This is a genomic window from Streptomyces sp. UW30 (assembly GCF_008042075.1).
Taxonomy (GTDB): domain Bacteria; phylum Actinomycetota; class Actinomycetes; order Streptomycetales; family Streptomycetaceae; genus Streptomyces.
In genome coordinates, this window is sequence record NZ_RDBN01000005.1 from 828,022 (window position 1) to 849,435 (window position 21,414).

A 21,414-nucleotide genomic window follows, 5' to 3' on the forward strand; every position below is an offset into this window, starting at 1 on the left:
TCCTACGACCAGGAACGAGGCAAGGGGTCGTACCCGCCGCATCAACCGATCGGCCGATGCCGCTTCGAGCGTGACGGCCGATGTGGCGGACCCCGCCGCGCCGCGACCCTGATGCCATGTCCGTCATCGAAGTCACCGACCTGCGCAAGTCCTACGGCGGCCGCACCGTCGTCGACGGCGTCTCCTTCACCGTCGAGGAGGGCGAGATCTTCGGCATCCTCGGCCCCAACGGCGCCGGCAAGACCACCACCGTCGAATGCGTCGAGGGCCTGCGCGTCCCCGACGCGGGCCGTGTGCGCGTCACCGGCCTCGATCCCGTCGCCGACCACGAGAAGGTCTCCCACGTCCTCGGCGCCCAGCTCCAGGAGGGCCGCCTCCAGGAGAAGCTCACCGTGCGCGAGGCGCTCCAGCTGTACGCGTCCTTCTACACCGACCCCGCCGACTGGCGCCCGCTCGCCGAACGCCTGGGCCTGGCCGACCGGCTCGGCACCCGGTTCGGCAAGCTGTCCGGCGGTCAGAAGCAGCGCCTGTTCATCGCGCTCGCCCTCGTCGGCAACCCCCGGATCGTCGTCCTCGARGAGCTGACGACCGGCCTCGACCCCAGGGCCCGCCGCGACACCTGGCAGCTCATCGAGGACATCCGCGCGAACGGCGTGACCGTCCTGCTCGTCACCCACTTCATGGAGGAGGCGCAGCGCCTCTGCGACCGGATCGCCGTGATCGACAAGGGGCGGATCGCCGCCCTGGACACCCCGGCCGGCCTGATCCGCCGCTCCGCCCGCGCCACCGTGATCACCTTCACGCCGTCCGCGCCGCTGGACGACAGCGAGCTCAGCGCCCTGCCCGAGCTGGCCTCCGTCGAGCACAAGGACGGGCGCATCACCCTGGCCGGCAGCGACGAGACGGTCAACGCCGTGATCACGCTGCTCGCCCGCCACCGCATCACCGCCCACCAGCTGCGCGTCAGCGACGCCACGCTCGACGACGCGTTCCTGGACCTGACGGAGACCTCGCAGATCACGGAGCCCACGCCATGAACACCGCCGTACTGCGCACCGAGGCCCGCCTGCTCGCCCGCGAGCCCGGCAGCCTCTTCTGGATCCTGGTCTTCCCGCCCGTGCTGCTGGCGATCCTGGGCGCCGTCCCCGCGTTCCGCGAGCACCAGGACGGCCTCGGGGGCCTGCGCATCGTCGACACCTACGTGCCCGTGACCGTCCTCGTCGGCATGATCGTCGCCGGAGTGCAGTCGATGCCGGTCGGCCTGACCGGCTACCGCGAACAGGGCATCCTGCGCCGGATGTCCACCACGCCGGTCCGGCCGTCGGCGCTGCTGTCCGCGCAGATGCTGGTGCACGCCGTGGCCGCGCTGCTCTCGGCGCTGCTGGCCCTCGCGGTCGGACGGCTCGTCTACGACGTCCGACTGCCCGGACAGCCGTACGGCTATCTGCTCGCGCTGGTCCTCGCGGTCCTCGTCGCGCTCGCGCTGGGGTCGGTGATCTCGGCGGTGTCGGGGACGGTGAAGATCGCCGGTGCCGTCGGGACGGCGGTGTTCTTCCCGATGCTGTTCTGCGCGGGGGTGTGGCTGCCGGTGCAGGCCATGCCCGACCTGATGGCCGACATCGTCGGGTTCACGCCGTTCGGCGCCGCCGCACAGGCCCTGAACGCGGCCACGGCCGGCGACTGGCCCGGCTGGGCGCACCTCGTCGTCATGGCCGTCTGGACCGTGGCGCTGTCGGCGGCGGCCGCGCGCTGGTTCCGCTGGGAGTAGGCGGCCGGCCGTGCAGACTGGAGGCATGACCGCGGCGGACACCGACATCGAGCGGCGCTGGGAACTCATCCGCAGCAAGGGGCCCTACGGGCTGCTCGCGGTCGGCACCCTGCTGTCGGCCGCCACCGCCGAACTGACGCCCGGCCCGGCGGAGCGGATCACGGTCGCGGTGCTGGTCGCCGCCGGTTTCGTACTCCAGCTGTGGTGGGGCCGGGCGAGCCGTACCCGCCCCGGCCCCACCACAGCCGGCGCGGTGTACTACGCGCTGCGCTGGGCGCTCGGCTTCGCGCTCACCTGGCTCAATCCGTTCTTCGCGTTCTACGCGGTCACCGGCTACTTCGACTCCGACGAGCTGATCCCGCACCGGCGGCTGCGGTGGGTCGGCCCGTTCGCCTGCTCGATCGCCGTGTCGGGCTCGCAGGCCGGGGGGATGCCGTTCCACGAGCCGCTGCAGTGGGCGGTGTTCGCCGCGCTCCTGGTGGTCAACAACGTCATCCTGACGGTGGTCGGCCACCTCACCAGCCAGCAGGAGGAACGCTCCCGGGCCCGCGCCGAGACCATCGCCGAACTCGAACGCACCAACACGGCGCTGCACCAGGCCCTGGAGGAGAACGCCGCCCTGCACGCCCAACTCCTCGTCCAGGCACGCGAGGCAGGCGTCGCCGACGAGCGCCGCCGGCTCGCCGCCGAGATCCACGACACCATCGCCCAGGGCCTGACCGGCATCATCGCCCAGCTCCAGGTCGTCGCGAACGCTCCCGACCTGCCCACCGCCCGCGCCCACCTCGACCGCGCCTCGGCCCTCGCCCGCCACAGCCTCGGCGAGGCCCGCCGCTCGGTGCACAACCTCGCGCCCGTGGCCCTGGAGAACGACGGACTGCCGCAGGCCCTGAAGGGCACGGTCGCCGAATGGGCCGAACGGACCGGAATCCGCGCCGACTTCACCGTCACCGGCACCGCCGAACACCTCCACGACGAGCTCTCCGCGACCCTGCTGAGGATCGCCCAGGAAGCCCTCTCCAACGCCTCCCGGCACGCCCGCGCGACCCGCGTCGGCGTCACCCTCTCCTTCCTCGGCGACGAGGTCATCCTCGACATCCGCGACGACGGCAAGGGCTTCGACCCGCTCGCCTTGCCCGAGCGCAGCCATGCCGGCGGCTTCGGCCTGGCCGGCATGCGCGCCCGCGCCGAGCGCATCGCGGGCTGCCTCACCGTCGAGTCCGAACCGGGGCGCGGCACGGCACTGTCGGCTCGCGTACCTTTGGTACGCCATGAGTGACGCGTACGCCATGACTGACCGGGCGGCCATCTCCCTGTTGATCGTCGACGACCATCCCGTCGTACGGGACGGTCTGCGCGGCATGTTCGAGTCCGCACCCGGCTTCGTCGTGCTCGGTGAGGCGGCGAGCGGCGAGGAGGCCCTGGAGCGGGCCGCCGCACTCGACCCCGACGTGGTCCTGATGGACCTGCGTATGCCGGGCGGCGGCGGAGTCGCGGCGATCGCCCACCTCACCCGCACCGGCGCCCGCGCCAAGGTCCTCGTGCTGACCACGTACGACACCGACTCCGACACCCTCCCCGCCATCGAGGCGGGAGCGACGGGCTATCTCCTGAAGGACGCCCCGCGCGACGAGCTGTTCACCGCGGTACGGGCCGCCGCCGAGGGCCGCACGGTCCTCTCCCCGGCCGTCGCCTCCCGCCTGGTCTCCGCCGTGCGCACCCCGAGGGCCCCCGGCAACGAGCCCCTCTCCGCCCGCGAGCGCGAGGTCCTGGCCCTGGTCGCCAAGGGCACCCCCAACCGCGAGATCGCCCGCGAACTCTTCATCAGCGAGGCCACCGTCAAGACCCACCTCACCCACCTGTACGCCAAGCTGGGCGTCAACGACCGCGCGGCGGCGGTCGCGACGGCGTACGAGCGGGGGATCCTCGGCTGACTAGCCGGGGTAGGGGAGGAGCCCGGCGGCGATCCGCTCCCAGGACGCCCTGAGTTCCGCGAGCAGCTCCGGCCTGTCGGGTGCCAGGTCGGCCTGCTCGCGCTGGTCGGCGCCGAGGTCGTAGAGGTGGTCGGTGCCCTTCTCGTCCCGGTAGTACTTCCAGTCCCCGCGCCTGAGAGCCCGATTGGCCCGCACCCGCCAGAACAGGTCGCGCTCCGGCAGCTCCTTGCCGCGCAGCAGGTAGCCCGCGAGGCTGGTGCCGTCCAAGGGGTACGCCGGGTCGGGCCGCGCTCCGCCCAGCTCCAGCAGCGTCGCCGTCCAGTCGGGGGAGAAGACCGGCTCGTGGCTGACCTGCCGGCCGTCGATCCGGGCCGGCCAGCGCAGGATCGACGGGACCCGGATGCCGCCCTCCAGCAGCACGAACTTCTCGCCGCTGAGCGGCCAGTTGTAGGAGTAGCGCTCGCCGCCGTTGTCGCTGGCGAACAGCACGACGGTGTCGTCCTCCTGACCCGAGCGGCGCAGGGCGTCGAGGACCTCGCCGACGGCCGCGTCCAGGCTCTCCACCATCTGCGCGTACTTCTCGACCGAGCCGCCGTCGTAGTGGTTGAGCGCCCTGCCGACCTCCGCCTGACTCTTCGCGGCCCGGATCCTCGCCTCGATCTCCGCGCCGGTCTCCTCGTCGCCCTCCGCGAGCCAGGGCCAGTGCGGGGTGGTGAAGTTGAGGTTCAGCAGCCAGGGCCTGTCGTGGTCCCGGCCGACGTACTCGACGGCCCGCTCGGTCAGCACCGTCGTGTAGTACCGCAGGTCCTTGTACTCGGCGTCGCCCTCGTAGAGGTCGTAGGAGCCCAGCTGGCCGAGCTTGGAGAAGTACTCCAGGACGCCTCCGAAGTTGCCGAAGAACTCGTCCCAGCCGGACTTGGTGGGGCTGTGGTCCGGCAGCCAGCCGCAGTGCCACTTGCCGATGAGCGCGGTGGCGTAGCCCGCCTTCTTCAGCAGGGAAGCGAGGGTGGGGTGGTTCGGGTCGAGCCCCTGCGTCCGGCTGGCGATGGGCTCGGCGAGGCCGCCCGGCGTACGGCCCGGGTACCGCCCGGTGTACAGGCTGAACCGGGTCGGGGAGCAGGTCGCCGAGCCGGAGTACGCGTTCGTGAACCGCACCCCCTGTCGGGCCAGCCGGTCCAGGTTCGGGGTCCTGATGTGCGGGGCGCCGTAGGAGGACAGATCGGCCCAGCCGAGGTCGTCGCCGAGGATCACGAGGAGATTGGGGCGCCTGCCGGACGCGGCGGGGCGGGCCTGGAAGGGGCGCTCGGCGGGGGCGGCTTCGGCGGCGGTGGTCGTACCGGCGACGGCGGTCACGGCACCGCCGCCGACGAGACCACCGAAGGCACGGCGGGATATCTCGGGCATGCGCCTCAGTCCATCAGTGCCCCGATCCCATGACCAGGAATCCGGCGCGGAGTTCATGACCTTGCAACGCCGCCTCAATGACCTGAAACGGTGCCTCAGTCCACCCGCAGCAACAGCACCGCCCGCGCCGGAACCGTGATCGCCGCTCCCGCCCGGTGCTCCACGCCCGGCGCGTCCCCCTGCTCCTCCCGCGAGGTGTCGACGACGACCTCGTACCGCTCGGCCCACGGCGGCCCCGGCAGCACGAAGCTCGCCGGCCGGTCCCCGGCGTGCAGGACGGCCAGGAAGCTGTCGTCGACTATCGGCGCCCCGCGCTCGTCCCGGCCCGGGATGTCCCGCCCGGACAGATACATGCCGAGCGTGGCGGCCGGCGCGTACCAGTCCCGTTCCGTCATCTCCGTGCCCCGCGAGGTGAACCAGGCAAGGTCGCGCAGCCCGTCCGCCGAGTGCGCCCGCCCGGAGAAGAAGGCCCGGCGACGGAGCACCGGGTGCCGGTGGCGCAGCTCGATCAGCCGGGACGTCAGGTCGAACAGCGCCTTCCAGCCCGGGTCGTCGAGAAGCCCCCAGTCCAGCCAGCTGATCTCGTTGTCCTGGCAGTACGCGTTGTTGTTGCCGCGCTGTGTGCGCCCCAGTTCGTCACCCGCGACCAGCATCGGCACGCCCGTCGACAGCAGCAGCGTCGTCAGCAGGTTCCGCAGCTGCCGGCGCCTGAGCGTGCGTACCCGCTCGTCGTCCGTCTCGCCCTCGGCGCCGCAGTTCCAGGCCCGGTTGTCGTCGGAGCCGTCCCGGTTGCCCTCGCCGTTCGCCTCGTTGTGCTTGCGCTCGTAGGACACCAGGTCCCGCAGTGTGAAACCGTCGTGCGCCGTCACGAAGTTCACCGAGGCGTACGGCCGCCGCCCGCCCCACGCGTACAGGTCGCTCGACCCCGACAGCCGGTACCCCAGATCCCGTACGTCCGGCAGGGCGCCCCGCCAGAAGTCCCGTACGGCATTGCGGTAGCGGTCGTTCCACTCCGTCCACAGCGGCGGGAAGGCCCCGACCTGGTAGCCGCCCGAGCCGACGTCCCACGGCTCGGCGATCAGCTTCACCCGCCGCAGCACCGGATCCTGCGCGATGACCGCGAGGAACGGCGACAGCATGTCGACGTCGTGCATGGAGCGGGCCAGCGCGGCCGCCAGATCGAAGCGGAAACCGTCCACACCCATCTCCGTCACCCAGTACCGCAGCGAGTCGGTGATGAGCCGCAGGACGTGCGGCTGGACGACGTGGAGGGTGTTCCCGCAGCCCGTGTAGTCCGCGTACCGGCGCGCGTCCGACTGCAACCGGTAGTACCCCCGGTTGTCGATGCCCTTCAGCGACAGCGTCGGGCCCAGCTCGCCCGCCTCCGCCGTGTGGTTGTAGACGACGTCGAGGATGACCTCGATCCCGGCGGCGTGCAGGGCGCGGACCATCCGCTTGAACTCGCCGACCTGCTGACCGGTCGTACCGGAGGCGGCGTAGGCGGCGTGCGGGGCGAAGTACCCGATGGAGTTGTAGCCCCAGTAGTTGCGCAGGCCCTTGCGCAGCAGATGGTCCTCGTGCGCGAACTGGTGCACCGGCAGCAGCTCCACGGCCGTCACGCCCAGCTTCACCAGATGCTCGATCGCCGCCGGGTGCGCGAGACCGGCGTACGTGCCCCGCAGCTCCTGCGGGATCCCCGGGTGCAGCTTCGTGAACCCGCGGACATGCACCTCGTAGATCACCGAGTCGGCCCACGGCGTCTTCGGCCGGCGGTCGTCCGCCCAGTCGTCGTCATCGTGGACGACGACGCCCTTGGGGACGTACGGCGCCGAGTCCCGCTCGTCGCGCACGGTGTCCGCGACATGCTGCTGCGGCCAGTCGCGGACGTGCCCGTACACCTCCGGCGGCAGGCTGAAGTCGCCGTCCACCGCACGGGCGTACGGGTCCAGGAGCAGCTTCGCCGGGTTCCAGCGGCCGCCGGTCCACGGGTCCCAGCGGCCGTTCACCCGGTAGCCGTAACGCTGGCCGGGCATGACCCCCGGCACGAACCCGTGCCAGATCTCGTGCGTCAGCTCGGTGAGCCGGGCGCGGGTCTCCTTCCCCTGCTCATCGAACAGGCACAGCTCCACCGCCTCCGCCCCGCCCGCCCACAGCGCGAAGTTGGTGCCCGCCACCCCGTCCGGGCCGACGCGGAAGCGGGCTCCGAGCGGCACGGGCGTGCCCGGCCACACGGGCACACCGGGGGCCTTGAGCCGCGCGCCGTTCACGACGGCGGCCGGGCGCCCCTCCTCGGCGGCGACCGCCCCGGCCACCGCCTCCTGTTCGGCTGCGCTCGACACCTGCGGCCTCCCACGGCTCACGGACCACACGATGTGGAAGGAGAGCCCGCGGTCGTCCCTGGCCGCGGCTCCCCGTCGCGTCGTCCTCCCACATGTTCTGCCCACCGGGTGGCTCGCACTCACGTTTCCCCAGGGCCGCCCCGGTCGTTGGGGTCTTCGTGAGGCACCTACAAGGGCGCGCGCGGCGCGCGAGGGCCGCGTTGGCCGCCGTACTGACATGGGCGGGACTGCTGGCCGGAGCGGCCGGCTGCACTACGGGCGGCGGCGGATTCGACCAGATGCTGGGCAAACCGCCGGCGCCCGAGGACGTCATCCGGGTCACGCCCGACGACGGCTCCAAGGGCGTACGCCCCGACCACGCACTGCTCGTCCGCCTGCCCAGCGGACGCCTGGAGTCGGTGAAGGTCGTCAAGTCCCAGGACGCCCAGGAGACCCCGGTGCCCGGGCACATCTCCAAGGACGGCCTGCGCTGGGAGCCCGCGGACCCCCGGCTCGCGCTGGCCGCCAAGTACACGATCGACGCGGTGGCCCTCGACGGCCACGGGCGCCGCAGCGCACGGCACACGACCTTCACGACGTACGTACCCGACGAGCGGTTCGTCGGGTACGTCGCCCCGGACGACCGCTCCACCGTCGGCACCGGAATGATCGTCTCCCTGGAGTTCAACCGGGAGATCGAGAACCGGGCCGCCGTCGAACGCGCCATCGGGATCACCGCCGAGCCGGCCGTGGAGATCCGCCCGCACTGGTTCGGCAAGGCCCGACTCGACTTCCGCCCCCGGGACTACTGGAAGCCCGGCACCCAGGTCACCGTCGCGCTGCGGCTGCGGGACGTCGAGGGGGCGCGCGGGGTGTACGGGCTACAGCACAAGACCTTCTCCTTCACCGTCGGCCGCCACCAGGTCTCCCTCGTCGACGCGGTCCGCCACACCATGGAGGTCCGCCGCGACGGTGAACTGCTCGCCTCCGTCCCGGTCACGGCCGGCGCCCCGAAGATGACCACCTACAACGGCAAGATGGTGGTCACCGAGATGCTCGAACTGACCCGCATGAACGGCGCCACGGTCGGCTTCAAGAAGAAGAACGGCAAGAGCGAGTACGACATCCCGGACGTCCCGCACGCCATGCGCCTGACCGACTCCGGCACCTTCCTGCACGGCAACTACTGGGCGGACTCCGCCATCTTCGGACACAGCAACGTCAGCCACGGCTGCGTCGGCCTCAGGGACGTCAAGGGCGGCGGATCCGAGACGCCCGCGGGCTGGTTCTTCGACCGCAGCCTGGTCGGGGACGTCGTCGAGGTGGTCCGCAGCAATGACAAAAAGGTCGCTCCTGACAATGGCCTCGGAGGGTGGAATATGGGCTGGAAGGAGTGGAAGGCGGGTAGTGCGGTGAAGTAATCCGACAGAGGGGTGAGTTGGGCGGGGCCGTTCGACCGACCGGCTCGCGGCCGATGTTGGAACGGAACGGTGACAATCGCGCGGCGCCGACGCGCCTGGCCTTGTGGTTAATATGCGCCGATGCGCGCGGCGGGCGCGCGGGGGAGTGGGCCGGACCAGGCCCGGGGAGGGGAGTACGACTTTGAACGTGCGGCCGATATCGGGGGCGTCGGTTGACGGACGCAGGCGCAAGGGGCTGGCCGCGGTCGCGGGTGTGCTGCTGCTGACCGTCACCGCGTGCGGTGGGGGCGGGTGAAGCGGCCGTCAAACGACCGCGATCACTTGCCCTACAGGCTCGCCGCAAGCTCGGTGCCCTGCTTGATGGCCCGCTTGGCGTCCAGTTCGGCGGCCACGTCGGCACCGCCGATGAGGTGCGGGCTGCGGCCCGCGGCGAGCAGCTGCTCGTACAGGTCGCGACGCGGCTCCTGGCCGGTGCACAGCACGATCGTGTCGACCGGGAGCACCGAGCTCTCCTCGCCGGCGGTGACATGCAGTCCGGCGTCGTCGATCCGGTCGTAGCGCACGCCCGGGACCATGGTGACGCCCCGCTGCTTGAGCTCGGTGCTCCCGGTCGACACGATCGTGCTGTGCACCGGCCAGGAGCCGCGTCGCGACCTGTACGAGCAGCTGCTCGCCGCGGGCCGCAGCCCGCACCTCATCGGCGGTGCCGACGTGGCCGCCGAACTGGACGCCAAGCGGGCCATCAAGCAGGGCACCGAGCTTGCGGCGAGCCTGTAGGGCAAGTGATCGCGGTCGTTTGACGGCCGCTTCACGTCCTTAGGATGACGCCATGTCACTCCCGCACGCGATCCTCACCGCCCTGCTCGAAAAGCCGTCGTCGGGGCTGGAGCTGACCCGCCGGTTCGACAAGTCGATCGGCTACTTCTGGTCGGCGACGCATCAGCAGATCTATCGCGAGCTGGGAAAACTGGAGGCCGAGGGGTTCATCCGGACCCTGCCGGCGGAGCAGCCGGCCCGCGGGCAGAAGAAGAGCTACGACGTCCTGCCGGCGGGCCGCGCCGAACTGGCCCGCTGGACCTCGGCCTCCCAGGACCCGCGGCCCCACCGCGACACGCTGCTGCTGCGGATGCGTGCCGCGGCCGTCGTCGGGACCGAGGGCATCGAAGCCGATCTGCGCCGCCATCTCGCCCTGCACCAACGGCAGTTGGCCGAGTACGAGGAGATCGAGCAGCGCGACTTCCCGCCCGGCAAGGACAGCTCGCAGGACCGGCTGCGACACCTGGTGCTGCGCGCGGGCCTCGATCTGGAGACCTTCTGGATCCAGTGGCTCACACACGCCCTGGACGAGTTCGCCGACCTGCCGGGAGGCGAGAAGGCGTGAGCCGAGGGGGCCGGTGAGCTCGGGAGCCCCTGAACCTGCCGGGCTCGCGTTCGTCGGGTCAGAACCGGTACGGCTTCGCCTTGCGGCGCAGGTACCAAACGGTGGCCGCTGCACCCGTGCCCACCAGGAGACCGCCGCCCACCAGGGTCAGGGTGCCGTAGTCCTGGGAGCCGCCGCCCATGCCGCCCATCACCCCGCGCGACGGCGAGGCCGTGGCCGAGATCGTGGGCCTGGCGCTGGGCGAGACGATGACCGACTGGGTGCCGGCCGTCGTGCCGTCGGAGCAGATGACGATGACGGTGTAGGTGCCGGGGTTCACATTCGACCAGGCCGCCGACTGCAGCGCGCTCGTCCCGGAGAGGGATACCTGGCGGCCCTGTGAGAAGTTCGCCTGCCGGCTGTTGAGCAGCGAGGCGGTGCCCCAGCTGCCGTTGACGTTCGTGCAGGTGCTGGTCGTGACGGAGACCGTGGACCCCGTGGTGCTCACGGAGATCCCCGAGACCGCGTCGGCGGGGCCGGCGGCCACGAAGAGGGAAAGTGCGGAGGCGGCTGCCGCGGTCAGGCCCGAGCGGAGGAAGAGCGATGAGTTGCGCATGGGTATGCCCTCCGGCGGCACGGTCGGCGGTACGTCGGTTGCGCCGCCGAGGGTCGGGAACGCCCGTGCTGCCTCAGGGGAAGCCAACGCGCCCCGGGGGCCCGCCGCATGCGGGCGTCCCCCGGACAGGTGATGCACTGCTGCATCCGGGGGACGGGCGGACCGGATGTCAGCCCTGCCCGCCGGTCGTCACCGTCAGCTCCGCCGAGAAGCCGCCCCAGGTGCCGTCCGGCAGCCTGCCCCGCAGTCGCACCCGGTGGCGCACACCGTCCTGCGGGCCGAGGTAGAAGCTGTACGTGGCCCGCTCGCTCGGCGCCTTCCCGCCGTACACCAGCGAGGTGGCCGCACGGCCGTCGAGGTGGATCTGGTACTCCGTGACGACTCCGTCGGTGCGTGGCGGCACCCAGCTCAGGTCGAGGTAGTACGCCCCGTCCGCGCGATGGGTCGTCGCCTTGAACCCGGTCGGCGCGGTGCCGCGCCCGTCGTCGGTGCCGGGCGTGGTGATGCGCACGGCCGCGGTCGCCGGTGAGAGGTTGTCGGCGGCGTCCCGGGCCCGGACGGTGAAGGCGTAGCGGGTGCCCGGCCTGAGTCCGGTGACCACGGTCGCCGTCTGGTTCCCGCCCACACTGTGGATCTTCGTGTCGCCCTGGTAGATGTCGTACGACACCACGTCCCGGTCGTCCCTCGCCTGCGACCACGACAGCTGGACCGCCCGACTGCCGACCGCACGACCACTGGCCTTCCCCGGGCGCGTCGGCGCCGACCGGTCGGCGGCCACGGCCTCGGGGGTCGTCGCGCGGACCACCTTGCTCGGCGGTCCGAGACGCCCGTCCGTGTCACGGGCCCGCACGGTGAACGCATAGGTGCTGGACGGCTTGAGCATGGTGACATCCACCATGTGCGCGGAACCCGGCACTTCCTTGACCTTCGTAGGGCCGCGATACACCTCGTAGACCTGGATGCCGGGATCCGCGGAGACCGCGTTCCACATGACGTGAACGCTGGTCGCGCTGCCGGCGTCGGCCGTGACACCTGTGGGCGCCCCGGGCGGTCGGCCGCCGCCCTCCCCGTCCGTCCCGCCCCATGTGCAGGAGGAGAGCAGCGCGAGCGCAGCACAGACGGCGGATACGAGTACGAGAACGCGTCGCACGACTCTGCCTCCTGGCGTCGGCCTCGCGGCAATGGTCCGGACCAATATGACGTGGCTGACGCGATCACATCAAGAGGGCGGTCGTCGGTGACCTGGTCCGTCGTGGGTGACTCACCGGTCGTTGGTGACCTGCCCGACGCATTACGTATGCTGAAGTACCTCGCGGCCGAACTCTCCCTGAGGGATGGGGAGTTCGTGCCGCCCCGGCGCGGGCCGCTGTCGTCGCTGATCCGGTGCCGGACGCAGGTGGCCGGGTGCTCGGGGCCCATCGCGGGCTCGGGCCCCCGGCCCCTGGCGGAGAGTTCGGGAACCGAAGTCGTGTCGCCGAGGTGTGCGCCGTACGGACCCCTCTGGTGGCAGCATGATCGGAACGCCATCACATTGGGCTGTGTGTTCGGCAGTGCCCGATGCGCGTGCCAATGTCCCCGGCGAGAGGGTTCCTCATCGTGCGACTCCAGTCGCTGACCCTGGCCGCGGCGGGCGCCGCGCTGCTCGCCCCGACGACACCGCCCCCCGATCCGCCCGACCCGCAGGGCGGTCCCGAGGCGCAGGTCGAGGCCGGTGTCGGCGCCGCCGACCTGCTGGCAAAGGTGCGTGACTGCACCACCGTTTCCCAGGGGCACTATCGCAGTGACAGCGGCGCGCCCGCGACGATCCCGGTCTGCGGGACGCGCGACGCCGTGTTCTGGAAGGCCGACATGGACATCGACTGCGACGGACAGTCCACCGGCCACTGCAACAGCAGTACCGATCCGTACTTCTCCGATACGACGGCCTTTCAGCAGTCCGACGGCCGCTACCTCAGCGCCGAACACCTGCCGTACATCGTCGTGCCCACCCCGAGCGGCATCTGGGACTACCGCGCCCACGGCGTCCGGGGCGGCTCCGTCGCGGCCGTCGTGTACGGGAACCGGGTGCAGTACGCGGTCGTCGGCGACGTCGGCCCGCGCGACATCATCGGCGAGGCTTCCTACGCCACCGCCAAGGCCCTCGGCATCCCGCCCGATCCACGAAGCGGCGGCACGGCCTCCGGCGTCACCTACATCGTCTTCAAGGACTCGCGGGTGACGCCGATCGAGGACGCGGCGGCCGCCGTGGCGGCCGGGGAACGGCTGGCGAAGGAGTTCGTGGGCGGTCCGTGAGGGCGCTCGCGCACGCCGTTTCGGAGCGGCGTCAGACCGCCGCCCAGCCGTCGTCCACCGGCAGGATCGCGCCGTTGATGTTGCCGGCCGCGTCCGAGGCGAGGAACACGATCGCGGCGGCCTGCTCCTCAGGCTGCGCCAGCCGGCCGAGGTTGACGAAGTGCGGTCCGAGCGCCGCCGGTCCGTGCGCGTCCTGCGCCGCGTCCACCACGATGCCGGTCTGAGTGCCGCCGGGCGCTATCGCGTTCGCGCGGATGCCCTGCTTGCGGTACATCACCGCCAGGGACTTCGTCAGTCCCACCACGCCGTGCTTCGACGCCGTGTACGCGGCGCCCGCCGCGCTGCCCCGCAGGCCGGCCTCGGACGCCGTGTTCACGATCGCTCCTCTTCCCGCCGCGAGCATGTGCGGCACCACCGCGCGGGTGAGCAGGAACGGGGCGGTGAGATTGACCCGGATGACCCGCTCCCACTCGGCGTCGGTGACGTCCGCGAGCGCCGACATGCGGTCCATGATCCCGGCGTTGTTGACCAGCACGTCCACGCCGCCGAAGCGCTGGACGGCGGTCTCGACGACCTGGTCGACGACGGTCTGCTCGCTCAGGTCGCCGACCACCGCGACCGCGCTGCCGCCCGCCTGCTCGATCTCCTTGACGACCTCCCGGGCGCCCTCGGCGTTCAGGTCCGCCGCCACCACCCGGGCACCTTCCTTGGCGAAGGCCAGCGCGGCCGCGCGTCCGATGCCCGAGCCCGCTCCGGTGACGATGACGCTGCGTCCGTCCAGTTGGCCGCTCATGAGGTTCTCCCATCCGTGAGTCCGCAGGGCGGTGTCGAACGCGCCCGGGGAGCCTCACCCTACGACTTAATGTCGCTGAGTGACATAAAGTCTTCGGAGAGAATTCCGGGAGAGCGATCAACGCCGGCCGGAGGGACACCATGACCGCAGCCCGTGGGCACACGAGCCGCTCGACGAGCCGACCCACGGGACGGCCGCCCCTCACCGAGGAGCGCAAGGCCGAGATCCGGCTGGAGATCGCGCGGGCCGCCGTGGACCTGTTCGTCACGCAGGGCGTGGCGGCGACGACGGGCGAGCAGATCGGGGCGGCGGTCGGTGTCTCCGCACGGACCGTGTGGCGCTACTTCCCGAGCAAGGAGAGCTGCGTGAGTCCGCTGTTCTCGGCGGGGATCGACCTGATAGCCGACTGTCTGCGGCGCCGGCGTCCCGAACAGCCCCTCGCCGAACTCCTCGACCGGGAGTTCGCGGACGAGAGGCACGCACTGACCGGCCCCGACCGCGCGACCGTCGGCGCGCTGGTACGGCTGACCCGAACCGAGCCCGGCCTGCGCGCGATCTGGCTCCAGACCTACGACGAGGCCGAGCCGGCGTTCGCCCGCGCCCTCGCCGACCGCGCCGGCCTGCCCGCCGACGACCTGCGTCCGACGATCCAGGCGGCGATCTTCAACGCGGCCCTGCGTGCCGCGGTCGAGCACTACGCCTGGCACACCGCCGACACCGCCCCCGACCGGGAGACGGCACAGGCCGAACTGGCGGAGACTCTGCGGCTGGCACTCGGCGTTGCGGCGGAAGGCATCGCGTAGGGGAGGAGCGCGGGTGGGCCCGGCCGACGGACGCCGGCGTCTACTCGGCCCGGGCGAAGAAGCTGACCAACTCCTCGAGCGAGGGGTCGTCAGGGGCATCGGCCTCGGCTTCGCCGGCCGCGGTGGCGCGAGCGAACATTCGCTGCTCGTATGCCGTGAGGGCGGTCTCGATGTCGTCGGTGTGCGCGGCGAGGGCCTCACCGAGTTCGGCGCCGTGCAGCATGGCCAGGTTGGCGCCCTCGCCGTTCGGCGGGATGAGGTGGGCGGCGTCGCCGACGAGGGTCACCCCCGGCGTCCGATCCCACCGGTGTGCGGCCGGCAGGGTGTAGAAGGGGCGCAGGACCGGCGGGGTGTCGCTGTCGGTGATCAGGGAGGTGAGTTCCGGGGCCCAGCCGTCGAACTCCCGCGCGATCCGCGCGGCGGCCGCGTCGGGATCCGCGAAGTCGATGGAAGCGAACCAGTCCTCCGGCTCGGACAGCATCACGTAGGCGTGCAGGGTCTCGCCCCTCTCACGGTGAGCGGCGATCACCCTCTTGCCCGGGTCGAGTGCGTACATCGCCCCGCCACCGACCGCCTTCGCGGCAGCGGAGTGCCGCGTGTCGGCATCGAACAGGTAGGTCTCGACGCACGACGTGCCGGAGTACTCGGGCACGGCGCCGGAGAGCACCGGCCGGACCCGCGACCATGCCCCGTCCGCGCCGACCAGCAGCCTCGTGACGACGGTGCCGCTGTCCGCGAAGGTCACCTCGTGACGGCCGTCGCCGAGGCCACGAACACCGCTGACCTTGTGGCCCCACCGGACGGTGCCGTCCGGGAGCGAGTCGAGCAGCAGCTGCCGCAGCTCGCCGCGCTGCACCTCGGGGCGGCCGCCCGTGCCGTCGTCCGGGCGGTCGAGCTGGACGTTTCCCGCCTGGTCGAGGATCCGTATCGCCTGACGGCCCTCCAGAACGATGCTGCGGAACTCGTCCATCAGGCCGGCCGCCTGCACGGCCAGTTGGCCGTTGTAGTCGTGGATGTCGAGCAAGCCCCCTTGCGGGCGCGCCGTCGGTGAGGCGTCCGCCTCGTAGACGGTCGCCGTGATGCCGTGGAGGTGCAGGACGCGGGCGAGCGTGAGGCCGCCGAGCCCGGCCCCGATGATCGTGACGTCAGTGGTCATGCCGGTTCCTTGTCTGTCGCACGCCTGCCGGATGGGCTCCAGCAGGCTCTCCAGCAAGGCTCCAGACCCCCGCCGACAAGCGGCCGACATCGAACCGACAGCACTGACAGATGACCGACACCGTGGGGCCGCCGCCGACATGCCGGTGATCGGCAGGCGCWGCGCCTGCCGATGCCCCCCTACTCCGTCCGCGGCCCGCCTCACACCTTCCGGTACGTGTACGCCTCCGCGGCCGCCGCCTCCACCGCCGCCAGGTCGGCTCCGGCCGTCGCCGTGACGACCGCGGCCACCGCGCCCTCGACGAACGGGGCGTCCACCAGGCGGGTGTTGTCCGGGAGTTCGTCGCCCTCGGCGAGCAGCGCCTTCACCGTGAGGACCGCACTGCCCAGGTCGGTGAGGACCGCGACCCCGGCGCCGCGGTCCACGGAGGCGGCCGCCGCGGCGATCAGTTCGGCGCTGGTGCCCAGCTCGCCGCCCTCGGTGCCGCCCGCCGGGGCCACCGGAACGGCCGTACCGCCACCCGCCAGGCCCCGCGCCAGCTCGGCCACCGACGCGGCGACCTGCGCGCTGTGCGAGACCAGCACGATCCCGACGAGCCCCTCGCCCGCCTTGCTGTCACCCACGGTCGCGTCACTCACCGGCGGCCTCCACCAGTCCCGCGATCAGCAGCGCCGAGGACGTGGCACCGGGATCCTGGTGCCCGATGCTGCGCTCCCCGAGATAGCTCGCCCGCCCCTTGCGGGCCTGCAACGGCGTCGTGGCCAGAGCGCCCTCCTCGGCGGCGGCCCGCGCCGCGGTGAAGCCGTCGCCGAGAGCGTCCACGGCCGGCACGAGCGCGTCGATCATGGTCTTGTCTCCCGGCGCCGCGCCACCGAGCGTCATGACCGCGTCCACGCCCGCCCGCAGCGCCTGGGCGAACTCGTCCGCGCTCACCTCACCGGCGTCCCCGAGGGCCTTGCCGGTCCTGCGCAACAGCGTTCCGTACAGCGGCCCCGACGCCCCACCGACCGTCGAGATGAGCTGCCGGCCGGCGAGCGTCAGGACCGCGCCGGGCGTCTGCGGGGCCTCCTTCTCCAGCGCCGCCGCGACGGCGGTGAACCCGCGCTGGAGATTGCTGCCGTGGTCGGCGTCCCCGATGGGCGAGTCGAGAGCGGTGAGCCGTTCCGCCTCACGGTCCACGGACGCGGAGGTGGCCGTCATCCAACGGCGGAAGAATTCGGCGTCGAGCACTGGATCTCCTTGCGTGACAGGTGTGTTGTGATGGTCCGGCCCCGGTCCGTCCGGCTCCGGTTCACACTCCCCACCGCAGTCCCGGCGTCTTCACCGGCGCGTTCCACAGCCGCAGCATCTCCTGGTCGACCTGGCACAGGGTGACCGAGGCGCCCGCCATGTCGAGCGAGGTGACGTAGTTGCCGACGAGGGTGTGGGCGACGGACACGCCGCGTTGGGCGAGCACCCGCTGGACCTCGGCGTTGAAGCCGTACAGCTCCAACAGCGGTGTCGCGCCCATGCCGTTGACGAGGACGAGGACGGGGTTGCGCGGGGTCATGTCGTCCAGGATGGCGCCCACCGCGAACTCGGCGATCTCGCCCGACGTCATCATCGCCCGCCGCTCCCGGCCGGGCTCGCCGTGGATGCCGATGCCCAACTCCAGCTCGCCCGGCGGCAGATCGAAGGTGGGGCTGCCCTTGGCGGGTGTGGTGCAGGCGCTGAGGGCGACACCGAAGCTGCGGGAGTTCTCGTTGACCTGCCGGCCGACCGCCTCCACCCGCTCCAGCGGCTGTCCCTCGTCCGCGGCGGCGCCGGCGATCTTCTCGACGAACAGCGTCGCGCCCGTGCCGCGCCGCCCGGCCGTGTAGAGGCTGTCGGTGACCGCGACGTCGTCGTTGACGAGCACCTTCGCGACCTGGATGCCCTCGTCCTCGGCGAGCTCGGCGGCCATGTCGAAGTTCAGGACGTCACCCGTGTAGTTCTTGACGATGAACAGCACACCGGCCCCGCTGTCCACGGCGGCCGCGGCCCGCAGCATCTGGTCGGGCACCGGCGACGTGAACACCTCGCCCGGACACGCAGCCGACAGCATTCCCGGACCCACGAAACCGCCGTGCAGCGGCTCGTGCCCCGACCCGCCACCGGAGACGAGGCCGACCTTCCCCTCCACGGGGGCGTCCCGCCGTACGATCACCCGGTTGTCCACATCGACGACCAGCTCGGGATGAGCGGCGGCCATCCCGCGCAGCGCGTCCGCGACCACGGTCTCCGCGACGTTGATCAGCATCTTCATGGGTACCTCCCGGTGTGACTTGCAGCTGGCCGCCTGACCCGCGTTTAGCCAGGTCAGGGCAGGTGGGGCAGGGTTTCGATCTTGGTAGTCGGTGGCGGTCGGTGGTGGTCCTGTGCGGGTCCTGGCGGTACTGATGCCGACTTCATGCCGACTGTGGTGACAGATCGTCAGGTACCTGTTCTCGGGTGCGTGTCGTCGCCGGAGTCCTGATGTGGGAAGTATCACCCTTGCGGCGGCGAAGGTCACGTGCGCGGGGGGCCCGGGGCGCGCCTGCTCGAGTGTCTGAGGGGTGATCGCCAGGTGGCGTCCCGGCTGCTCGCGGTGCGGTGCTTGCACGTCGCCGACCAGCGGAAATGGTCTCCAGTGAGGCTGTCGAGCCCGGCTGCTTCACGGGCGGCGGCCTGTGTGTGGGAGACGGCCATGGTCTGCGCGCTCGCCGCAGCCCGGGTTGGTGCCGGGCGTGCGGCGCATCGCAGGCGTTGGTCGCGATGGACCAGATTGTTACAAATCTCCGTAAAGTACTATTTGTACATTTCGTTACGGATGTACGTCATCCCGCCTGCGGGATGGGAGCGAGGCGGGCCTTGAGCAGGCAGAACTCGTTGCCTTCGGGATCGGCGAGGACGTGCCACTGCTCCTCCCCGGTCTGGCCGATGTCGGCCCGGCGCGCACCGAGCTTCAGAAGGCGTTCGAGCTCGGCGTCCTGATCGCGGTCGGTGGGGTTGACGTCGATGTGCAGCCGGGACTTCCCGGGCTCCGGCTCGTCCCTGACGCTGAGGAAGATCGTCGGCTGCGCGCCGCCGAACCCTTCACGCGGCCCGATCTCGACGCTTCCGTCGTCCTCGCGACCGAGCACCACGAAGTCCAGGACCTCGCACCAGAACCGCGCCAGCACCTCGGCGTCGCGGCAACCGAGTACGAGCTCACTGATACGGCAAGCCATTGACGAAACCTTCTCTCAGCGTGGGGACACTCTCGCGAACGTACCGGGCCGTGCGAGCAGTGGCGAATGATTTCAAGCCCTCGTTCGGCCGGTCCATCGAGCGAGGGTGGAGAAATCAACCCCGTTGCACGAAACGGCATTTCATGACCTCGTCCACAGGCCCGTACGGTCGGATTCATGGACTGGAATTTTCAGACGGCCGAAGAACTCGCGGCTGCCTTGCGTGCCGGTGACGTCACCTCGGCGGAGCTGACCGACGAGGCGATCGCGCGTATCGAGCGGCACGACAAGGCGATCAACGCGATCTGTGTGCCGGACTTCGACCGTGCGCGGGCTGCCGCGCGCGATGCCGACCAGGCACGCGCCCGCGGTGAGGACCGGCCCCTGCTCGGCATTCCGGTGACGGTCAAGGAGTCCTACGACATCGCCGGGCTGCCCACGACCTGGGGCATGCCGCCGCACCGGGACTACGTGCCGGCCGAGGACGCGGTGCAGGTGTCGCGGCTCAGGTCCGCGGGCGCGGTGGTGCTGGGAAAGACCAATGTGCCCCTGGGGCTGCAGGATGTGCAGAGCTTCAACGAGATATACGGCACCACCAATAACCCGTGGGATCACGCTCGCACGCCGGGCGGATCCTCCGGCGGATCAGCGGCGGCCCTGGCGTCCGGATTCGGCGCGTTGTCCATCGGGTCCGACATCGGCGGTTCGCTGCGCACCCCCGCACATTTCTGCGGTGTCTACGCGCACAAGCCGAGTCTCGGGCTGGCGGCGAACCGCGGTATGGTCCCGCCGCCCGCGCCGGCACTGCCGGCCGAGTCCGACCTCGCCGTCGTCGGTCCGATGGCGCGCAGTGCCCGTGACCTCACCCTGCTGCTCGACGTGATGGCAGGACCGGACCCGCTGACGCTCGGTGTGGCGCACGACTTGACGCTGCCGCCCGCGCGCCACGAGCGGCTCGGCGACTTCCGGGTCCTGGTCCTCGACGAGCATCCGCTCATCGCGACCGGGTCCGCTGTGCGGGCGGGCGTGAACCGGGTGGCCGACGCGTTGGTCGAGGGCGGCGCCCGCGTCGAACGGCACAGTCCGCTGTTGCCCGATCTGACCGAAGCCGCGGTGCTCTACACGCAGTTGCTGTTCTCGGGCTCCGCCGCACGTCTTCCGGTTCAGGCGTATGAGGAGTTGCGGCTCCTCGCCGCCGGGCTGAGCGCGGACGATCGGAGTCTCGATGCGACGCGGCTGCGCGGCATGGTGTTCAGCCACCGCGACTGGGTCGAGGCGAACGGCCGTCGCGAGCTCCATCGCCACGGCTGGCGGCAGCTCTTCGCCGAGTTCGACGCCGTGGTGTGTCCCATCACGCCCACTGCCGCGTTCCCGCACGACCACAACCCCGATCTGTTGGGGCGCCGGCTCGACATCGACGGTGTCGAGTACCCGTACCTCGACCAGCTCGTCTGGGCCGGCCTGGCGACCATGCCCGGTCTGCCCGCCACAGCCGTACCGGCGGGCCGGTCCCCCGAGGGTCTGCCGGTGGGGGTGCAGCTCATCGGCCCGATGTTCGAGGACCGCACCCCGCTGCGGCTGGCCGAGCTGCTCGAGCAGGAGATCGGGGGCTTCCAGGCACCGAAGTAGGGCGTACTGCCGGGGTGTCCGTCGAGGACGAGGTGCCGGCCGCAGCCCCCGAAGGCTGCGGCCGAGCCACCCCGGTCAGCCACTCAGGTCGCGTCCGGTGGTGTCGCCGCCACCGGCCCGACCGGCTCGGCGCCCTCAGGGGATCGACGGGCCTCGGTACTCACTCATCGCGTCGACGAGCCAGCGCGCCAGATGGTCGGCGAACGAGGACCGCGGGAACAGCCGGTAGGTCGGCTCGTCGTCGACCTGCCACAGCAGTACCGCGATGGGCCCCACCGTGGTCGACAGCGCCCGGCCGGGACCGAAGGAGCGGGGATGCAGGTCCAGCGGGCAGCCCTTCTCCAGCACCTGCCGGGCGGCCGGGCCGCTCAGCTCCAGCGTGGTGCGGTTCGCCGAGACATCCACCACCGAGCCCGGGTCCGCTCCGAGAGCCTCCCGCAACTCGGCGGTCACAGCGGTCTCTTCGGCGGCCTGGGACAGCACGAGCCATTCGTCGGGGCCGAGCCACACGACCGTGTGGGGGCCGGATGCGGCGGTGTGGCCGCAACTCTGGGGGAGGGGTGCCCCCAGAGTCTTCCCGATGCGCTCGGCCGCTTCGGTGGTCGGGTCGACCCGCAGGTTCACCATGGTGACGAACGGCCACTCGGTCAGCGTGACCCCGCGGGCGCCGGTGACGGCCGCGGCGCGCATCCG

Annotated in this window: 20 protein-coding genes and 2 pseudogenes; 10 read left to right on the top strand and 12 right to left on the bottom strand. The window is 71.5% G+C overall.

Going from position 1 to position 21,414, the window contains the following annotated elements; genetic code table 11:
• The first annotated feature begins 116 nt into the window (after nt 1–116).
• The 4 genes from EAO75_RS05430 to EAO75_RS05445 are packed head-to-tail and all read left to right on the top strand — an operon-like array spanning nt 117 to nt 3,702.
• Nucleotides 117–1,037: an ATP-binding cassette domain-containing protein gene (locus EAO75_RS05430; protein ID WP_187284313.1), complete on the top strand. Its 921-nt coding sequence runs from the start codon at nt 117–119 to the stop codon at nt 1,035–1,037.
• Nucleotides 1,034–1,768 carry an ABC transporter permease gene (locus EAO75_RS05435; RefSeq protein ID WP_147993827.1) on the top strand — a complete coding sequence of 245 codons (735 nt, stop codon included), beginning with the start codon at nt 1,034–1,036 and terminating at the stop codon, nt 1,766–1,768. The genes EAO75_RS05430 and EAO75_RS05435 overlap by 4 nt, the downstream gene beginning before the upstream one ends.
• 25 nt (nt 1,769–1,793) lie before the next feature.
• Nucleotides 1,794–3,047 (top strand): sensor histidine kinase, encoded by a 1,254-nt coding sequence (locus EAO75_RS05440; RefSeq protein ID WP_147993828.1) that lies wholly within the window; start codon nt 1,794–1,796, stop codon nt 3,045–3,047.
• Nucleotides 3,048–3,057: 10 nt separating this feature from the next.
• The gene (locus EAO75_RS05445; protein ID WP_147994304.1) at nt 3,058–3,702 is read left to right on the top strand and encodes a response regulator; all 645 of its coding nucleotides are present in this window, start codon (nt 3,058–3,060) and stop codon (nt 3,700–3,702) included.
• Here EAO75_RS05445 and EAO75_RS05450 read toward each other — a convergent pair whose 3' ends face one another.
• On the bottom strand, nt 3,703–5,106 hold the full coding sequence (locus EAO75_RS05450) for a sulfatase (RefSeq protein ID WP_147993829.1): 1,404 nt from the start codon (nt 5,104–5,106) through the stop codon (nt 3,703–3,705). It lies immediately after the preceding gene.
• 95 nt (nt 5,107–5,201) lie between these two features.
• Entirely contained in the window at nt 5,202–7,445 is a 2,244-nt protein-coding gene (gene glgX, locus EAO75_RS05455) for a glycogen debranching protein GlgX (RefSeq protein WP_187284338.1), read from the bottom strand.
• Nucleotides 7,446–7,603: 158 nt separating this feature from the next.
• On the opposite strand from glgX, the gene EAO75_RS05460 reads away from it, so the two are divergent.
• A complete protein-coding gene (locus EAO75_RS05460) occupies nt 7,604–8,845 on the top strand; it encodes an Ig-like domain-containing protein (protein WP_147993830.1) in 1,242 nt (413 codons plus the stop codon).
• A 326-nt stretch (nt 8,846–9,171) separates the two neighbouring features.
• Here the strand turns inward: EAO75_RS05460 and fadH are convergent.
• Nucleotides 9,172–9,447, bottom strand: a pseudogene (fadH, locus tag EAO75_RS05465) (NADPH-dependent 2,4-dienoyl-CoA reductase); the annotation flags it as partial.
• Between fadH and EAO75_RS05470 the strand changes: the two are divergent.
• Together EAO75_RS05470 and EAO75_RS05475 are read left to right on the top strand one after the other, a co-directional pair.
• Nucleotides 9,440–9,622 (top strand): annotated as a pseudogene (locus tag EAO75_RS05470) (hypothetical protein); the annotation flags it as partial. The pseudogenes fadH and EAO75_RS05470 overlap by 8 nt on opposite strands.
• Nucleotides 9,623–9,674: 52 nt before the next feature.
• Complete coding sequence (locus EAO75_RS05475) at nt 9,675–10,226, top strand: PadR family transcriptional regulator (protein ID WP_147993831.1); 552 nt, start codon at nt 9,675–9,677, stop codon at nt 10,224–10,226.
• A 58-nt stretch (nt 10,227–10,284) separates the two neighbouring features.
• Here the strand turns inward: EAO75_RS05475 and EAO75_RS05480 are convergent, their stop codons facing one another.
• A complete protein-coding gene (locus EAO75_RS05480; protein ID WP_147993832.1) occupies nt 10,285–10,821 on the bottom strand; it encodes a hypothetical protein in 537 nt (178 codons plus the stop codon).
• Nucleotides 10,822–10,990: 169 nt separating this feature from the next.
• Entirely contained in the window at nt 10,991–11,971 is a 981-nt protein-coding gene (locus tag EAO75_RS05485) for a fibronectin type III domain-containing protein (protein ID WP_147993833.1), read from the bottom strand.
• A gap of 446 nt (nt 11,972–12,417) precedes the next feature.
• Here EAO75_RS05485 and EAO75_RS05490 point away from each other — a divergent pair, with 446 nt between their 5' ends.
• Entirely contained in the window at nt 12,418–13,113 is a 696-nt protein-coding gene (locus EAO75_RS05490) for a glycoside hydrolase family 75 protein (protein ID WP_147993834.1), read from the top strand.
• 31 nt (nt 13,114–13,144) lie between these two features.
• Here EAO75_RS05490 and EAO75_RS05495 read toward each other — a convergent pair whose 3' ends face one another.
• Nucleotides 13,145–13,906: an SDR family NAD(P)-dependent oxidoreductase gene (locus tag EAO75_RS05495; RefSeq protein WP_147993835.1), complete on the bottom strand. Its 762-nt coding sequence runs from the start codon at nt 13,904–13,906 to the stop codon at nt 13,145–13,147.
• A 140-nt stretch (nt 13,907–14,046) separates the two neighbouring features.
• Here EAO75_RS05495 and EAO75_RS05500 point away from each other — a divergent pair, with 140 nt between their 5' ends.
• Nucleotides 14,047–14,709, top strand: coding sequence for a TetR/AcrR family transcriptional regulator (locus tag EAO75_RS05500; RefSeq protein ID WP_147993836.1), 663 nt, complete (start codon nt 14,047–14,049; stop codon nt 14,707–14,709).
• Nucleotides 14,710–14,749: 40 nt separating this feature from the next.
• Here EAO75_RS05500 and EAO75_RS05505 read toward each other — a convergent pair whose 3' ends face one another.
• The 5 genes from EAO75_RS05505 to EAO75_RS05525 form a co-directional block, all read right to left on the bottom strand.
• Complete coding sequence (locus EAO75_RS05505) at nt 14,750–15,865, bottom strand: FAD-dependent oxidoreductase (protein WP_147993837.1); 1,116 nt, start codon at nt 15,863–15,865, stop codon at nt 14,750–14,752.
• 200 nt (nt 15,866–16,065) lie between these two features.
• Nucleotides 16,066–16,503 carry a PTS-dependent dihydroxyacetone kinase phosphotransferase subunit DhaM gene (locus EAO75_RS05510; protein ID WP_187284314.1) on the bottom strand — a complete coding sequence of 146 codons (438 nt, stop codon included), beginning with the start codon at nt 16,501–16,503 and terminating at the stop codon, nt 16,066–16,068.
• On the bottom strand, nt 16,496–17,095 hold the full coding sequence (gene dhaL / locus EAO75_RS05515) for a dihydroxyacetone kinase subunit DhaL (RefSeq protein WP_147993838.1): 600 nt from the start codon (nt 17,093–17,095) through the stop codon (nt 16,496–16,498). The genes EAO75_RS05510 and dhaL overlap by 8 nt, the downstream gene beginning before the upstream one ends.
• Nucleotides 17,096–17,156: 61 nt before the next feature.
• On the bottom strand, nt 17,157–18,149 hold the full coding sequence (gene dhaK, locus EAO75_RS05520; protein ID WP_147993839.1) for a dihydroxyacetone kinase subunit DhaK: 993 nt from the start codon (nt 18,147–18,149) through the stop codon (nt 17,157–17,159).
• Between the two features lie 550 nt (nt 18,150–18,699).
• On the bottom strand, nt 18,700–19,092 hold the full coding sequence (locus tag EAO75_RS05525) for a VOC family protein (RefSeq protein ID WP_147993840.1): 393 nt from the start codon (nt 19,090–19,092) through the stop codon (nt 18,700–18,702).
• A 177-nt stretch (nt 19,093–19,269) separates the two neighbouring features.
• Between EAO75_RS05525 and EAO75_RS05530 the strand changes: the two genes are divergently transcribed.
• Nucleotides 19,270–20,721 carry an amidase gene (locus tag EAO75_RS05530; RefSeq protein ID WP_147993841.1) on the top strand — a complete coding sequence of 484 codons (1,452 nt, stop codon included), beginning with the start codon at nt 19,270–19,272 and terminating at the stop codon, nt 20,719–20,721.
• A 135-nt stretch (nt 20,722–20,856) separates the two neighbouring features.
• Here EAO75_RS05530 and EAO75_RS05535 read toward each other — a convergent pair whose 3' ends face one another.
• Nucleotides 20,857–21,411, bottom strand: coding sequence for a sarcosine oxidase subunit gamma (locus EAO75_RS05535; protein ID WP_410092212.1), 555 nt, complete (start codon nt 21,409–21,411; stop codon nt 20,857–20,859).
• Between the last annotated feature and the right edge of the window lie 3 nt (nt 21,412–21,414).

Bases quoted from the DNA above. Each gene is read 5' to 3' on its own strand.
- EAO75_RS05435 (WP_147993827.1), top strand. From the start codon at position 1,034: ATGAACACCGCCGTACTGCGCACCGAGGCCCGCCTGCTCGCCCGCGAG.
- EAO75_RS05440 (WP_147993828.1), top strand. From the start codon at position 1,794: ATGACCGCGGCGGACACCGACATCGAGCGGCGCTGGGAACTCATCCGC.
- EAO75_RS05445 (WP_147994304.1), top strand. From the start codon at position 3,058: ATGACTGACCGGGCGGCCATCTCCCTGTTGATCGTCGACGACCATCCC.
- EAO75_RS05450 (WP_147993829.1), bottom strand. From the start codon at position 5,106: ATGCCCGAGATATCCCGCCGTGCCTTCGGTGGTCTCGTCGGCGGCGGT.
- EAO75_RS05475 (WP_147993831.1), top strand. From the start codon at position 9,675: ATGTCACTCCCGCACGCGATCCTCACCGCCCTGCTCGAAAAGCCGTCG.
- EAO75_RS05480 (WP_147993832.1), bottom strand. From the start codon at position 10,821: ATGCGCAACTCATCGCTCTTCCTCCGCTCGGGCCTGACCGCGGCAGCC.
- EAO75_RS05495 (WP_147993835.1), bottom strand. From the start codon at position 13,906: ATGAGCGGCCAACTGGACGGACGCAGCGTCATCGTCACCGGAGCGGGC.
- EAO75_RS05500 (WP_147993836.1), top strand. From the start codon at position 14,047: ATGACCGCAGCCCGTGGGCACACGAGCCGCTCGACGAGCCGACCCACG.
- EAO75_RS05505 (WP_147993837.1), bottom strand. From the start codon at position 15,865: ATGACCACTGACGTCACGATCATCGGGGCCGGGCTCGGCGGCCTCACG.
- dhaK (WP_147993839.1), bottom strand. From the start codon at position 18,149: ATGAAGATGCTGATCAACGTCGCGGAGACCGTGGTCGCGGACGCGCTG.
- EAO75_RS05525 (WP_147993840.1), bottom strand. From the start codon at position 19,092: ATGGCTTGCCGTATCAGTGAGCTCGTACTCGGTTGCCGCGACGCCGAG.
- EAO75_RS05530 (WP_147993841.1), top strand. From the start codon at position 19,270: ATGGACTGGAATTTTCAGACGGCCGAAGAACTCGCGGCTGCCTTGCGT.
- EAO75_RS05535 (WP_410092212.1), bottom strand. From the start codon at position 21,411: ATGCGCGCCGCGGCCGTCACCGGCGCCCGCGGGGTCACGCTGACCGAG.